This is a genomic window from Streptomyces sp. NPDC055966, from assembly GCF_042269865.1.
GTDB lineage: Bacteria > Actinomycetota > Actinomycetes > Streptomycetales > Streptomycetaceae > Streptomyces.
In genome coordinates this window covers 1-13,470 of the sequence record NZ_JBHJYK010000020.1, presented here as the reverse complement: position 1 = coordinate 13,470, position 13,470 = coordinate 1, and the positions used below count along the sequence as shown (strand labels likewise).

Sequence of the window (13,470 nt, the reverse complement as noted above, 5' to 3'; positions counted from 1 at the left end):
AAGATCAGCCCCTCGACGTGCCCCGCCCGACCGTGCACAGTTCTCCCTGCACGCTCGATTCATACCGACGAGTAGCCAGGGAGTGCCCGTGACCGAGTGGGTCGGCCGGACCGCCGCGGAGATCGCCGCCGCCGTACGCGCGAAGGAGGTCACGCCCCGCGAGGTGGTGGCGGAGCACCTCGCACGCATCGAGCGGCTCGACGGGCGGATCGGGGCGTTCCGCACGGTGCGGGCCGAGGCGGCGCTCGCCGAGGCCGACGCCGTCGGCTCACGGGCCGATCTGGCCGAACTGCCCCTCGCGGGCGTGCCGTTGGCCGTGAAGGACAACCTGGCGGTGCGCGGCGAGTCGCACCGCGACGGCTCGGCCGCGACGCACGACACCCCGGCCGCCGAGGATCACGTCACGGTGGCCCGGCTGCGCGCGGCCGGGGCGATGGTGGTGGGTCTGACGAACGTGCCCGAGCTGTGTGTCTTCGGCACGACGGAGGGCGTGTTCGGCACCAGCCGCAATCCGTGGGACCTCTCCCGCACGGCGGGCGGCTCCTCCGGCGGCAGCGCGGCCGCCGTGGCCGCCGGGCTGGTGCCGCTCGCGCTCGGCAACGACGGCATGGGCTCGCTGCGCATCCCCGCGGCGAACTGCGGTCTGGTCACACTGAAGCCGGGGCACGGGGTGGTGCCGGCCGGGATCGGCAACGGCGACTGGTTCGGCATGTCGGAGAACGGCCCGCTGGCCACGACGGTCGAGGATCTGCGGCTGATGCTGGACGTCCTCGCGGACGGCGCCCTGCCCCTGACCCGGGAGCCGGGGTCACTGCGGGTCGCGGTGTCCCTGCGCAGTCCGCTGCCCGGGGTGGTCGTGCACCGGTCGTTCACGAACGCGGTCCGCGAGGCGGCCGGGGTGCTGGCGCGGGGCGGGCACCAGGTGCGGCGGGCCGATCCGCCGTATCCGCCGTCCCTCGGCGTGACCGCGATACGGCACTGGACGGCGGGCACGGCCGTGGACGCCGAGGGCCTGGATCCGGCGCGGCTGACCCGGCGGACCCGGGTGCACGCCGCGCTGGGCCGGCGGTTCGTCGCCTCCGTGCGAGGCGGCGACGGCCGCGAGAGGCTGCGCGCCCGGATGACCCCCTTCTTCACCGCGCACGACGTGCTGCTCACCCCGGCCCTCGCCCGGCGCTCCCCCGCGGCGGGCCCGTGGCACGAGCGCGGCTGGCTGCGCAACATCGTCGCGAACACGTACACCCCGTTCACCCCGCCCTGGAACCTGACCGGGTGGCCCGCGATGTCGGTCCCGTGCGGCGCCCTGCCCTCGGGCGCCCCCTGTGCCGTCCAGCTCGTCGGACGCCCGGGCTCGGAGGACGTGCTGCTGGGGCTCGCCGAGGAGCTGGAGCAGCGGCGGCCGTGGCGCCGGACGGCGACGGTGGCGGGTTTTTAGCCGCGGCCGCACGGGCGAGCGTGGGCCGGGTCGGCGCCGGCGGCCACGCCCGTGCGTACGGCGATCGGGAGCGATCCGGCCGGCTCAGTCGACGCTGGGCAGGATGTGCGGCTCGGCGAGGTCTTCCTCGTAGCCCGCGAGGCGGATCGGGGCCGAGCGGGCCCACACGTCGAGGCTGCCGAGTTCTCCGGGGCGCCGGCCCCCGCGCTGCGGGCATTCCTCGGGGCGCTGTTCGCGATTCGTCTTCTCCGATGTCACCGCGCACTCCTTATGTGTCGGGTCACCCTCGGGGGCCTGCCGCAAAGCCTGCGCTCCGGCGCTCGACGCCCGCTCGGGTCTGGATGGAAGGCCAGTTCGGACGCGGTGGCGTCGGTGCGTACGGACGGGTGGGTGTGGGTGGAACCCAGTGCTGCTGTCCGTCCCTTCCAGATTAACCAAATGAGCGGGCTCCCGCTCGATAGGGAGTGCAAACAAGGTGTAACGGCTGTGCTTCGTACAGCTCTCCAACACCCCCCAATATGCCGGTATTTACCACAGCGCGCATCACCGGCCCCGCACCGCCGTTCACCCACATGGGCTACTTCACGACGCTGCACGGTTCAAGTGCCGTTGGCCGGGGCGCAAGCTCGCCATGATCTGCTGACCTGCGGGCAACGGCTGTCTCGCGGAAGGACTGACGCATGGAGCTGCGCAGCGTCGAGGAGCTGATGGATCTGCTGTACGCCGGTCGGCACCAGCACGCGCTGCGGACCGCGGCGCTGCTGCGCCGCAGCCGCCCCGCCGACAAGGAGCTCCAGGTGGCGGGGCTGGTGCACGGGATCGGGCCGGTGCTGTGCCCGGCCGACGAGGCGGGCCGGGCCCGCAGCGCGGCCGAGGCGGTGCGCCCCCTGCTCGGGGAGCGGGTGTTCCGGCTGGTGCGCGGGGACGCGGGCCCCACCGCCGAGGACGACGTCCAGCGACTGCGCCTCGCGGACGAGGAGGGCCGGGTGGCGGGGTTCGACGCGGGCGTCCTGGAGGACTGGCGCACCGTACTGGAACTGGTGGCGGCCCGGCACTCCCGGCTCGGCGCCGTCGACTGACGGCCCGGCTGCCGCGCCCCTGTCCTCTGACGGCCCGTCATGAGACGGTACGGCGATGACGTCGTCGTACGGACTCAGGGGCAGGGCGGCCGTCGTCACCGGCGGGACGCGCGGCATCGGGCGGGCCGTGGCCGAGGGGCTCGCGGCCGCCGGAGCGCTGGTGTGCGTGACCGCGCGGGACGCGGCCGGGGTGCGGCGCACGGCCGCCGAGCTGGGCGGGATCGGGCTGGCCGGGGACGTGTCCGCCCCCGGGCACCCGGAGGCGCTGACGGAGCTGGTGCTGCGCGAGTTCGGGCGGCTGGACGTCGTCGTCAACAACGCGGCGACGAATCGGCCGTACGGCCCGCTGATGGACGCCGACCCGGACGCGTGGCGGCAGGCGTTCGCCGTGAACGTCGAGGCACCGCTGCGGCTGGTGCGGTGCGCGTGGCGGGGGTGGATGCGCGCACACGGCGGGGCGGTCGTCAACGTGTGCACCGAGGGCGCCGGTCACGTGGGCCCGAACGTGGGGGCGTACGGCACGACCAAGGCGGCCCTGCTCCATCTCACCGGGCAGCTCGCGGGCGAACTCGCGCCCCGGGTGCGGGTCAACTCCCTCTCCCCCGGGCTGGTGCGCACCGAGATGGCGCGGTTCGTGTGGGAGCCAGGTGAGGGAGAGGTGGCCGCGGGGCTGCCGCTCGGGCGGATCGGGGAGCCCGCGGACGTGGCGCGGGCGGTGCTGTGGCTGGCGTCCGACGCGGCCGAGTGGATCACGGGCGCGGATCTGCTGGTGGACGGCGGGACGCGGGTGCGGGCCGCGTCCACGGCCGCGCCGTACGCGGTGCACCGGCGGCTGCGCGGGGTGCCCGAGGTCTAGGAGCTGTCGGGGCCCGGCCCCCGAAGGGGCCGGGCCGCGGTCTCACGGGGCGGTCACCACTTGCCGGGTGCGTAGTCCTTCATGAAGACGCCGTACAGGTCCTCGCCCGTCTCGCCGCGCACGATCGGGTCGTAGACGCGGGCGGCGCCGTCGATCAGGTCGAGCGGGGCGTGGAAGCCCTCCTCGGCGAGGCGCAGCTTGTCGTAGTGCGGGCGCTCGTCGGTGATCCAGCCGGTGTCGACGGACGTCATGAGGATGCCGTCGGTGTCGAACATCTCCTGGGCGCTGGTCCGCGTGACCATGTTCATGGCCGCCTTGGCGGCGTTGGTGTTCGGGTGCCCGGCGCCCTTGTAGCCGCGGCCGAAGACGCCCTCCATCGCCGAGACGTTGACGACGTAGGCGCGCTTGCTGGCCGCCTTCTTCGCGGCGTCGGCCATGGCCGGGCGCAGGGCGCTGATCAGGATGAAGGGCGAGGTGTAGTTGCACAGCTGGGTCTCCAGCAGCTCGACCGGCGAGATCTGGTCGATGGTCTGCACCCAGGTGTTGGTGTCGACGACGTCGGGGACGAGGCCGCCGGCGTCGATGGCGGTGCCCTCGACGTGCCGGGCGATGCTGGCGTTGCCCGCGACGAGGGCGAGGTCGGCGACCTTCTGCGCGTCCAGGCCGCTGGTGCCGATCGGCAGCGCGGCGATGCCGTCGACCGCACCGGAGTTGAAGGCGCCGATGACGCGGTGGGCCGGCAGCTCACCGGCGGGCAGCGGCGCGCTCTCGCCGTCGACCAGGGCCGCGTAGGCGGAGGGCAGCCGTCGGACGGTCTGGGTCGCGTTGTTGATCAGGATGTCGAGCGGGCCGGCCTCGGTGACCCGCTCGGACAGTGCGACGGCCTGTGCCGGGTCGCGCAGGTCGATGCCGACGACCTCCAGGCGGTGGATCCAGTCCGCCGAGTCCTCCATCGCCTTGAACCGGCGGATGGCGTCCTTGGGGAAGCGCGTGGTGATGGTGGTGTGCGCGCCGTCGCGCAGCAGCCGCAGCGCGATGTACATGCCGATCTTGGCGCGGCCGCCGGTGAGCAGGGCGCGCTTGCCGCTGAGGTCGGCGCGGGCCTCGCGCTTGGCCCGGTTGGTGCGGGCGCAGTCGGGACAGAGCTGGTGGTAGAAGTAGTCGACCTCGACGTAGCGGCCCTTGCAGGTGTAGCAGGAACGCGGGCGCTGGAGTATGCCCGCGATCTTGCCCTCTCCGACCTTGGAGGAGGGCAGCAGGCCCTCGGTCTCGTCGTCGATGCGCTCGGCGGAGCCGGTCGCGGTGGCCTCGGTGACGGCGCGGTCGTGCGCGGTCTTGGCGGCGCGGCGCTCCTGGCGGCGGCGCTGCTTGACCGTGCGGTAGATGGCCGAGGTGGCCCGGCGCACCGCGATCGCGTCGGGGTGGTCGACCTCGATGCTGTCCAGTTCCTGGAGCACGCTCAGGCAGACGGCCAGCCGCTCGGGGTCGATACCCGGCCCGTAGACCACCTCGTCCATGGCCGCGGAGGCCATGGAGCCGTCCTCTGTCACCGTCATCGCGCTGCCGCTTCCCTGATCACCCGCACGGCGCGCCGACTCGCGCCCACTGTCGAACGAGGAATTTTACGGAGCACACGGTCCCCCCGCCAAACCCGACCGCCCCGGCACGGACAGTGACGACCGGACACCGCACCGGGGACTGCTGCGGGGGCGAGCGGGCGGGGGCTCCTCAGACCGCGCAAGCGGTCAGCAGGGTCTCCAGTTCGGCCGAGACCGCGTGTGCGAAGCGGTCCAGGTCGGGCACCGACGCCGCGTCGGCGACCAGGCCGTAGTGCACGCGGCCGCGGTACGTCGAGATCGCCACCGCCAGGGACTGGCCGGGGGCGAGGGGGGCCAGGGGGTAGACCTCGGTCAGTTCGTGGCCGCCGAGGCGCAGGCCCAGTGACGGCATCGGCACGCTGGTGACCAGGATGTCGAACCAGAGGCGGGCGGCCTGGCCGACCAGCGGGCCGCCGAGGCGGTGGCCGAGGGCCGGGACGTGGTCGGCGAGCAGGGCGACCGCGCCGGCGCCCCGGTCGGGCCCCGCGTCCTTGTGGCGGACCATCGCCGTGCGCACCGTGTCGAGGCGGCCGAGGGGGTCGGACTCCCCCACGGGCAGCGGTATCAGATAGCCGGAGAGCCGGTTGCCCTGTGGGTGGGCGGTGCGCGGGCGGCGCCGGGAGACGGGGATGAGGGCGCGGGGCGCCACGCCCCTGGTGGACTCGCCGCGCTCCTCCAGCCAGCGGCGCAGGGCGCCTGCGACGACGGCGATGAGGACGTCGTTGACGGTGCCGCCCACGGTCTTGCGCACCCGGTGCACGTCGTCGATGTCGAGGACCACCCCGGCGGTGCGGCGCGTGCCGCTCGGGGCCGAGGTCAGCGCGGAGGAGGGCCGCATGCCGAGTGTGGAGCGGGCGAGGGAGGCGCCGATGTCCAGGGCGCGGCCCGCGTCGGACAGGGCGCCCCGGACCAGCGCGGGCAGCAGCCCCGGCAGCCGGCGGACGTCCGACAGCAGTCCGCGCGGCGGCTCGATGGCGCGCGGCGCCCGCGCGGGCAGGTCCACCGGGTCGAGGACACCGGCGGCGAGCTTGAGCGCGCGCAGCCCGTCGGCGAGGGCGTGGTGGAACTTGAACAGCACCGCGAAGGACATGCCGTCCTCGCCGGGCAGGACGTGCGCCTCCCAGGGCGGCCTGCCCCGTTCCAGCGGGCGTTCCATCAGCCGGCCGGCGACCGCGTGGAAGTCGGCGGTCGGGGCGTGCAGCCGTACGTGGTTCAGCGGGTCGAAGTCCGGATCGGTCTCGCGGACGGCGGCGCCGAAGGCGAGCGGTTGCCATACGTCGCGGATGCGCAGGCGGAGTCCGGGGACGGCGGCGGCGCGGGCGGCGAGCAGGTCGGCCGCGTGGGCGCCGGCGGTGGGCGAGTGGGCACCGAAGACGCCGAGCGCGCCGAGGTGCATGGGATGCCGGTCGGACTCGATGTTCCAGAACGCCAGGTCGAGGGGAGCGAGCAGATCGGAAGTCACGGGCTTGCCTCACGCATCGACGACGGGGGGCGTGCGATCCATCGCACGTCAACGCAGTGAATCCCTGTCACCCGATTACGGTCAAGTACGATCAGGCTACGCTCAGTTAACGACAGGTTAAGTCCCGCCCCTCGATCAGGGGCGGGACCATGGCTTACGCCGGATCACCTCAGGACGGGCTGCGCCGCCTCGGGTGACGTACCCCACTCAGACGGGCGCGAGCCGACCGTGAACGCGAGCGAGCGCATCGCGCGCAGCGCCTCGTTCGTCACGTACGTCCGCCCGTGCGCGCGGCCGTCGGTGCGGACGGACTGGATGTAGCGGTCGGCCGCCGAGGTGCCGGGCGCGGTGATCGTCAGCCGGCCGCTGGGCCAGTAGCGGCGGTCCAGCGTGAGGTCGACACGGTCGAAGACGGGGGTGGACAGGCCCCAGGTGCCGTAGCCGGGCTGGATGGGGAACAGGCCGATGGACGACAGCACGTTCCAGGCGGACATCGTGCCCAGGTCGTCGTTGCCGGTGATGCCGGTGGGGCCGTCGGTGAACAGGGTCAGCGCGGCGTGCACCACGTCGGTGGTCTTCCAGGGCTGGCCGGTGGCGAGGTAGGTGTACGGCGCGATGAGGTCGGGCTCGTTCATCGGGTTGTACTTGGTGGCGTTGTAGTAGTCGTACGCGCCCCCGTGCACCCACCCCTCGCGCGCCGTCTTCGCCGGGTCGGCCAGCAGCTTGTCGTAGGCGAAGAAGGAGTCCAGACGGTCGTTGGCGACGCGCTCGCCGCCGATGAGCCGGACCATGCCGGGCACGTCCTGCGGGACGAGCCACTGGTACTGCCAGGCGGTGCCCTCGTGGAAACCGGTGCCCTTGGCCGGGTCGGCGGAGCCGTAGAAGGCGCCGGAGCCGTCGCGGGCGCGGAAGAAGCCGGTCGAGGGGTCGAAGATGTTCCGGTAGTTCTGTGCGCGGGCGGCGTACCGGGCCGCGTCCGCGTCATGGCCGAGACCGCGGGCCATCTGGGCCAGCATGGCGTCGGCGAGCGCGTACTCCAGGGTGACGGAGGCCCCGTGGTGGTAGTCGGAGTCGCCCATCTTGGCCAGCGGGCGGTCCCAGATGTAGGGGGCGAAGCCGTGCGCGAGGTAGTCGGCGTTGGCCTCCCGGCCGATGCCCGGGTACGCGGCGGGCGGCACGCCGTCGGCGTTCTTGCGCAGCGCGCGGTAGGCCCGCTGCTCGAAGCCCTTGAGCAGGCCCGCCTGGTACGCCGTGGTCAGGAACGGGGTGACCGGGTCGCCGCTCATGACGTTCGTCTCGACCGGGCCGTAGCCCCACTTGGGCAGCCAGCCGCCGTCCTCGTCGACCGCGACCAGTGAGCGGGCCATGTCCCGTGCCTCGCGCGGCGCGAGCAGGGCGAGCAGCTGCACCTGGGTGCGGTAGGTGTCCCACAGCGACCAGTTCTGGTAGTACGTGAACCCGTCGGCGCGGTGGATGCGGCGGTCCCAGCCGGTGTAGCGGCCGTCGGTGTCGTTGCCGATGTTCGGCGCGAGGAACGAGCGGTACAGCGAGGAGTAGAACGTCCGGCGCAGCGTGTCCGTGCCGCCCTGGACGTGGATCGCGGCGAGCCGCCTCTCCCAGGCCGCGCGGGCCGCCTCGCGCACGGCGCCGAAGGACCGGCCGCCCTCCGCGGCGAGGTTGCCGGCCGCGCCGCGCGCGTCGACGTACGACAGGGCCGTGGTCGCCTCGACCGTACGGTCCTTGCTGGTGTCGAAGCGGACGTAGGCGCCGCCGGAGCCGGTGCGCGAGCCGGGGGTGACCTGCTTGCCGTCCCAGGTGCCGTAGGCGGTGAAGGGCCGGCTGAAGCGGGTGACGGTGTAGACGGTGTAGGGGCGGGTGTCCCGGCAGAAGCCGTGGCCGGTGATCGCGGTGCGCACGGTGTGGTCGTCCAGGATCTCGACCGTGCTGGAGACCGACTTGTGCAGCGACTGGGCCGCGTTCAGCAGGACGTTGGCCTTGTCGGTGGCCGGGAAGGTGTAGCGCTGCACCCCGGTGCGCGCGGTCGCGGTCAGCTCGGCGCGGATGCCGGAGGCGAGGCCGACGCGGTAGTAGCCGGGGCTCGCCGCCTCGTCCCGGTGCGCGAAGCCGGTCGCGTAGGCGGTGTAGTCCGTCTGCGTCACGTCGCCGGTGGTCGGCAGCACGGGCAGGTCGCCGCCGATACCGCAGCCGACGCCCGAGAGATGGACCAGCGAGAAGCCGCGGATGCGCGCCTGCGTGTAGTCGTAGCCGGAGAAGTGCCCGGTGTCCGGGGAGAGCTGCACCATGCCGAAGGGCACGGCCGCGCCGGGGAACGTGTTGCCCTCGTCCTGGCTCCCGATGAAGGGGTTGACCAGGTCGGTGAGGTGGCCGTCGGTCCGCCCGGCGGCGCCCGCGGCGGGGGTGGCGATCAGCGTGGACGCTGCCATCACACCGGCCAGGCACAGCCGTGTGCGCCGGGTCCCTCTCATGTCGCATGACCTCCGCAGGTTCGACGTCGTTCCCTGCATCCTGAAGGGCGAACGACTCAAACCCGGGCATTCCCCGGGCGTCAGGCCCGACGCGTCGCGACCGGGGTCACACGCACGAGTGGTGACGGACCATCAGTTCGTATCCACCCCATCGTGATGCGGTCCGGCGTCCGTGATCCGCGGGCGCGCAGCGTAGTCCGAGGAGACCTCAGGACACCCGCTGTCCCTTCCCCAGCGCGATCACGCCGCCCGTCGACACCGTGTACAGCTCCGCGTCCCGCTCCGGGTTGACGCCGATCGTCGCGCCGGGCGGGACCTCCACGTTCTTGTCCAGGACCGCGCCGCGCACCACCGCGCCCCGCCCGACGCGCACGTTGTCGTGCAGGACCGAGCCCTGCACCACCGCCCCGGGATCGACCCGCACGCCCGGGGACAGCACGGACCGCGTGACCTGGCCGCGGATCAGGCAGCCCGCGCTGATGATGGACTCGCTCGCGATGCCGCCCGCGCTGAAGCGGGCCGGGGAGAGCTGGCCGGAGTGGGTGTAGACGGGCCACTGCCGGTTGTAGAGGTTGAAGGCGGGGCGCTCGGCGATGAGGTCCATGTGCGCCTCGTAGTAGGCGTCCAGGGTGCCCACGTCCCGCCAGTAGCCCTGGTCGCGGGTGGTCTCGCCGGGCACGTGGTTGTCGCCGAAGTCGTACAGCTGGGCCTCGCCGCGCGTGGTGAGCTGGGGCAGGATCGAGCCGCCCATGTCGTGCACGGACTGGCCGTCCTCGGCGTCCCGGTGCAGCGCCTCGACCAGGGCCTTGGTGGTGAAGACGTAGTTGCCCATCGAGGCGAAGACCGTGTCCGGGGCGTCCGGGAGTCCGGGCGGGTCGGCAGGCTTCTCCAGGAAGCGGCGGATCGTACGGCCGTCCGTGCCGGGCGTGATGACGCCGAAGGCCGAGGACTGCTCGCGGGGCACCCGGATGCCGGCCACGGTCACCCCGGCGCCGCCCTCGACGTGCTGCGCGAGCATCTGCCGCGGGTCCATCCGGTACACGTGGTCGGCGCCGAACACCGCGACGTACTCGGGCTGTTCGTCGTGCACGAGGTTCAGGGACTGCAGGATCGCGTCGGCGCTGCCGAGGTACCAGCGCGGGCCGAGGCGCTGCTGGGCCGGGACCGGGGTGACGTAGTTGCCGAGCAGACTGGACATCCGCCAGGTGGTGGTGATGTGCCGGTCCAGCGAGTGCGACTTGTACTGGGTCAGCACGCAGATGCGCAGCACGTCGGCGTTGACGAGGTTGGACAGCACGAAGTCGACGAGGCGGTAGGTGCCGCCGAAGGTGACCGCGGGTTTGGCGCGGTCGGTGGTGAGCGGCATCAGGCGCTTGCCCTCCCCGCCCGCCAGCACGATCCCGAGTACGGAAGGCCCTCCACGACGCATGGCCGCTCCCCTCACCCTGGTTGAACCATGGATGCCCGCAGCCCGCCGGGCTCAAGCCCCCTTGCGGATCTCCTCGTACAGCGCGGCGGTGCGCCGGGCCACGGCGTCCCAGCCGAACTCCCCCACCGCGCGCACCCGTCCGGCCTCCCCCATCCGGCGGGCCGCCGCCGGGTCGCCGAGCACGGTGTCCAGCGCCCGGGCCAGACCCGCCTCGAAGCCGTCGTCCACGTCCACCAGCAGGCCCGTCGCGCCGTCCGCGACCACCTCGGGGATCCCCCCGACCCGGGAGGCCACGACCGGCGTGCCGCACGCCATCGCCTCCAGGTTGACGATGCCGAGCGGCTCGTACACCGACGGACACACGAACACGGCGGCCCGGGTGAGGAGTTGGATCACCTCCGTGCGCGGCAGCATCTGCGGGATCCAGAACACACCCGCGCGGGCCCGGCTCACCTCCTCGAACAGCTCCCGGAACTCGCGGTCGATCCCGGGGGTGTCCGGGGCTCCCGCGCACAGCACGACCTGGGCGCCCGGGTCGATGTCCCGTACGGCGCGCAGCAGATGGGGCACGCCCTTCTGGCGGGTGATCCGGCCGACGAACAGGACATAGGGCCGGGCGGGGTCGATGCCGTGGCGCAGGAGGGCGTCGGTGCCGGGGTCGGGGCGGTACAGGCGGGTGTCGATCCCGTTGTGCACGACGTGGACGCGCGCCGGGTCCAGCGCCGGGTAGCAGGTGAGGATGTCCTCGCGCATGGCGCCGGACACGGCGATCACCGCGTCGGCGGCCTCGACGGCGGTGCGCTCGGCCCAGCCCGACAGCGCGTATCCGCCGCCCAGTTGCTCCGCCTTCCAGGGGCGCAGCGGCTCCAGGGAGTGCGCGGTGACCACGTGCGGGATGCCGTGGAGCAGCTTGGCGACATGGCCGGCGAGGCCCGCGTACCAGGTGTGGGAGTGGACCAGCTCGCGGTCCTCCAGCGCGGCGGCCATCGACAGGTCCACGGAGAAGGTGCGCAGCGCGTCGTTGGCGCCGTCGAGCGCGGACCAGGACCGGTGGCGTACGACGCCGACCCCACGGCCCTCGCCCCAGCAGTGCACCTCCAGGTCGACCAGGGAGGCCAACTCCCGCGCCAGGAACTCCACATGGACACCGGCGCCGCCGTACACGTCCGGGGGGTACTCCCGAGTCAGCAGTCCCACTCGCACCCGACAACCCCTTTGTCCCGGCGGCAGCTTCCCCTCATGGTCGCCCGGATGCGGCCCCCGGGGAAGAGCGCGGAGGCCGCGTGAAGCAGCAGTCGCCGCAGACCCCGCCGCCGGGCACGCGGTAGTACAGACAGCAGCTGCGGCGGCGGAACGCGGTGCCGGTGCGGGTGCGGGTGCCGGTGGGGCGCAGCAGGGGGTGGGCGAAGAGCGCGTCGGTCAGCGCGTGGGCCCGCTCGGCCACGTCCCCTCGGCCGTGCGCCCGGGCCCAGCGGTCCAGTTCCCGGGCCGCTCCCGCGAGCGCCGAGCCCGCGTTGCCCCACAGCAGCCCGGCCGCGATCCCGTAGCGGGCCGTCAGGGTCCGCGCCAGGGGTTCCAGATGCCCGTGCAGGATCGCGGTGCCGAGGTCGGGGTCCCCGGGCAGCGCACGGACCTCGGCCAGCCACAGGTCGTCGGGGGCGGATGCCAGGGGGTCCCAGCGCAGCAGTCGGGGGTCGAGGTCGGGCAGCCGGCCGTAGCGGGCGGCGCAGCCGAGGGCCGCCGACCACAGCCGGGCGGCGAGTCCCTGTTGCGCGACGGAGACGGCGACCCGCGGTTCGGGGGCGCGCAGCCGCCGCGCGACCAGGGCGATCCGTGCGGCGAGGGGGTCGCGGTGACCGTCCGGGGGCGGCGTCGCGTACGCGTCCGCGAGCGTCGTCGGCGGGCAGCCGGCGGGCGCCGCTCCGGCGGTGCGCAGGACGAAGAAGCCGCCGAGCGGGCGGAGGGCGGCGAGTTCGGGGTCGGGGTCCACGACAGGCAGTAGTAGCAGGGACACCCGTCCCAAGGATGATCAGGTCACTGCCGTACTCCATCGGCAGTAGGACGCATTGGGTGCTCAGGTACGACGACGGGAACGGCCCGGACCGGCAGAGTGTTCGCCATGGAAGCCGACCGTACGCCGCACCGGGCTCCGGGCCCGCGCCCACGCCCGTGCCCGCCGCAGCGGAGACGCCGATGAGCGCCCTCGCGCTGTCCGTGCTGCTGTCGGTCGTGTCCGCCCTCGCCTACGCGGGCGGCGCGATCGTGCAGGAGCAGGTGGCGGTCTCCTGCCCGGACAGTGCCTACATGCCGCTGCGCCGCCCGAGTTGGTGGGGGGCGCTGGCGCTCAACGGTCTCGGCGGCGTCCTGCACGTGGTGGCGCTGGCCTACGGTCCGCTCAGTCTCGTCCAGCCGCTCGGCGCGCTGACCATCGTCTTCGCGCTGCCGATGGCGGCGCTGTTCGTCGGCCGCGGGGCCGGGGCGACCGCCTGGCGCGGCGCCCTCATGGCCACGGTGGGCCTCGCCGGTCTGCTGTCCCTCGTCGGCTCCACCGACGCCCACTCCCTCGACACGGCCCAGCGGATCGCGGTGGTGCTGGTCACCGGCGGCGCGACCGCGGGGCTGACGCTCGCGGGACTGGCCGCCCACCGGCACCCCGCGGTGCGCGGCGTGCTCCTCGCCACGGCCTCCGGCGTGGCGTTCGGCATGTCGTCGGTGTTCACCAAGGCGGTCGCCGAGGACTGGACCCGCGGCATCGACCTCCACGACCTGCCCTCGCTCGCCGTGATCGCCCTGTTCGCCGGCGCGGGCGTGGTGCTCTCCCAGGCCTCCTACCGGGGCGCCGGGCTCGCCGCCCCGCTGGCCACGCTGACGGTGGTCAACCCCGTGCTGGCGGCCGCCGTCGGCATTCTGATGTTCGGCGAGACGTTTCGCTACGGCGGTGTGGGCAGCGGACTCGCCCTCAGCTGCGGCGTGGTCGCGGCGGGCGGTCTGGTCATGCTGACGACCGAGCGGATCGAGCGCACGGGCCCGCCCGCGGCGGCGGACGGCCCGACGCCGGGCGCGGGCCCGGTGGCCGCGCAGCCGGAGGCGCTGCCGGGCCTGCCCCCGCAGCGCGTGCCGGCGCC

The 13,470-nt window shown here is 73.8% G+C and carries 11 protein-coding genes; 4 read left to right on the top strand and 7 right to left on the bottom strand.

The genetic code is table 11. The annotated features are described in order from the left end of the window. Positions 1-88: 88 nt before the first annotated feature. Entirely contained in the window at positions 89-1,435 is a 1,347-nt protein-coding gene (locus ACFC8N_RS34955) for an amidase (RefSeq protein WP_376292816.1), read from the top strand. An 84-nt stretch (positions 1,436-1,519) separates the two neighbouring features. On the opposite strand, the gene ACFC8N_RS34950 is transcribed toward ACFC8N_RS34955, so the two are convergent. Continuing rightward, the gene (locus ACFC8N_RS34950) at positions 1,520-1,693 is read right to left on the bottom strand and encodes a hypothetical protein (RefSeq protein WP_356033878.1); all 174 of its coding nucleotides are present in this window, start codon (positions 1,691-1,693) and stop codon (positions 1,520-1,522) included. 422 nt (positions 1,694-2,115) lie between these two features. Here ACFC8N_RS34950 and ACFC8N_RS34945 point away from each other — a divergent pair, with 422 nt between their 5' ends. Both ACFC8N_RS34945 and ACFC8N_RS34940 read left to right on the top strand, forming a co-directional pair. After that, on the top strand, positions 2,116-2,514 hold the full coding sequence (locus ACFC8N_RS34945; protein WP_362819360.1) for a hypothetical protein: 399 nt from the start codon (positions 2,116-2,118) through the stop codon (positions 2,512-2,514). Positions 2,515-2,569: 55 nt separating this feature from the next. Further along, positions 2,570-3,370: an SDR family oxidoreductase gene (locus tag ACFC8N_RS34940; protein WP_376292813.1), complete on the top strand. Its 801-nt coding sequence runs from the start codon at positions 2,570-2,572 to the stop codon at positions 3,368-3,370. Between the two features lie 53 nt (positions 3,371-3,423). Here ACFC8N_RS34940 and ACFC8N_RS34935 read toward each other — a convergent pair whose 3' ends face one another. The 6 genes from ACFC8N_RS34935 to ACFC8N_RS34910 all read right to left on the bottom strand — a co-directional run bounded on the left by ACFC8N_RS34935 (position 3,424) and on the right by ACFC8N_RS34910 (position 12,353). Further along, entirely contained in the window at positions 3,424-4,926 is a 1,503-nt protein-coding gene (locus tag ACFC8N_RS34935) for an SDR family NAD(P)-dependent oxidoreductase (RefSeq protein ID WP_356033870.1), read from the bottom strand. 172 nt (positions 4,927-5,098) lie between these two features. Continuing rightward, entirely contained in the window at positions 5,099-6,430 is a 1,332-nt protein-coding gene (locus ACFC8N_RS34930; RefSeq protein WP_376292811.1) for a wax ester/triacylglycerol synthase family O-acyltransferase, read from the bottom strand. A 164-nt stretch (positions 6,431-6,594) separates the two neighbouring features. Further along, positions 6,595-8,916 (bottom strand): GH92 family glycosyl hydrolase, encoded by a 2,322-nt coding sequence (locus ACFC8N_RS34925; RefSeq protein WP_376292809.1) that lies wholly within the window; start codon positions 8,914-8,916, stop codon positions 6,595-6,597. Between the two features lie 208 nt (positions 8,917-9,124). After that, positions 9,125-10,345 (bottom strand): glucose-1-phosphate adenylyltransferase, encoded by a 1,221-nt coding sequence (gene glgC / locus ACFC8N_RS34920; protein WP_356033862.1) that lies wholly within the window; start codon positions 10,343-10,345, stop codon positions 9,125-9,127. A 51-nt stretch (positions 10,346-10,396) separates the two neighbouring features. Continuing rightward, positions 10,397-11,548: a glycogen synthase gene (gene glgA, locus ACFC8N_RS34915; protein WP_376292806.1), complete on the bottom strand. Its 1,152-nt coding sequence runs from the start codon at positions 11,546-11,548 to the stop codon at positions 10,397-10,399. A 34-nt stretch (positions 11,549-11,582) separates the two neighbouring features. Then, positions 11,583-12,353 (bottom strand): (2Fe-2S)-binding protein, encoded by a 771-nt coding sequence (locus ACFC8N_RS34910; RefSeq protein WP_376293037.1) that lies wholly within the window; start codon positions 12,351-12,353, stop codon positions 11,583-11,585. Positions 12,354-12,538: 185 nt separating this feature from the next. Here ACFC8N_RS34910 and ACFC8N_RS34905 point away from each other — a divergent pair. Further along, positions 12,539-13,470, top strand: a 932-nt coding sequence (locus tag ACFC8N_RS34905) for a DMT family transporter (protein WP_376292803.1), incomplete at its 3' end; no start/stop codon positions are given.

Excerpts from the sequence above, each read along its gene's own strand:
- ACFC8N_RS34945 (WP_362819360.1), top strand. The coding sequence starts at position 2,116 with ATGGAGCTGCGCAGCGTCGAGGAGCTGATGGATCTGCTGTACGCCGGT.
- ACFC8N_RS34935 (WP_356033870.1), bottom strand. The coding sequence starts at position 4,926 with ATGACGGTGACAGAGGACGGCTCCATGGCCTCCGCGGCCATGGACGAG.
- ACFC8N_RS34940 (WP_376292813.1), top strand. The coding sequence starts at position 2,570 with ATGACGTCGTCGTACGGACTCAGGGGCAGGGCGGCCGTCGTCACCGGC.
- ACFC8N_RS34925 (WP_376292809.1), bottom strand. The coding sequence starts at position 8,916 with ATGAGAGGGACCCGGCGCACACGGCTGTGCCTGGCCGGTGTGATGGCA.
- glgC (WP_356033862.1), bottom strand. The coding sequence starts at position 10,345 with ATGCGTCGTGGAGGGCCTTCCGTACTCGGGATCGTGCTGGCGGGCGGG.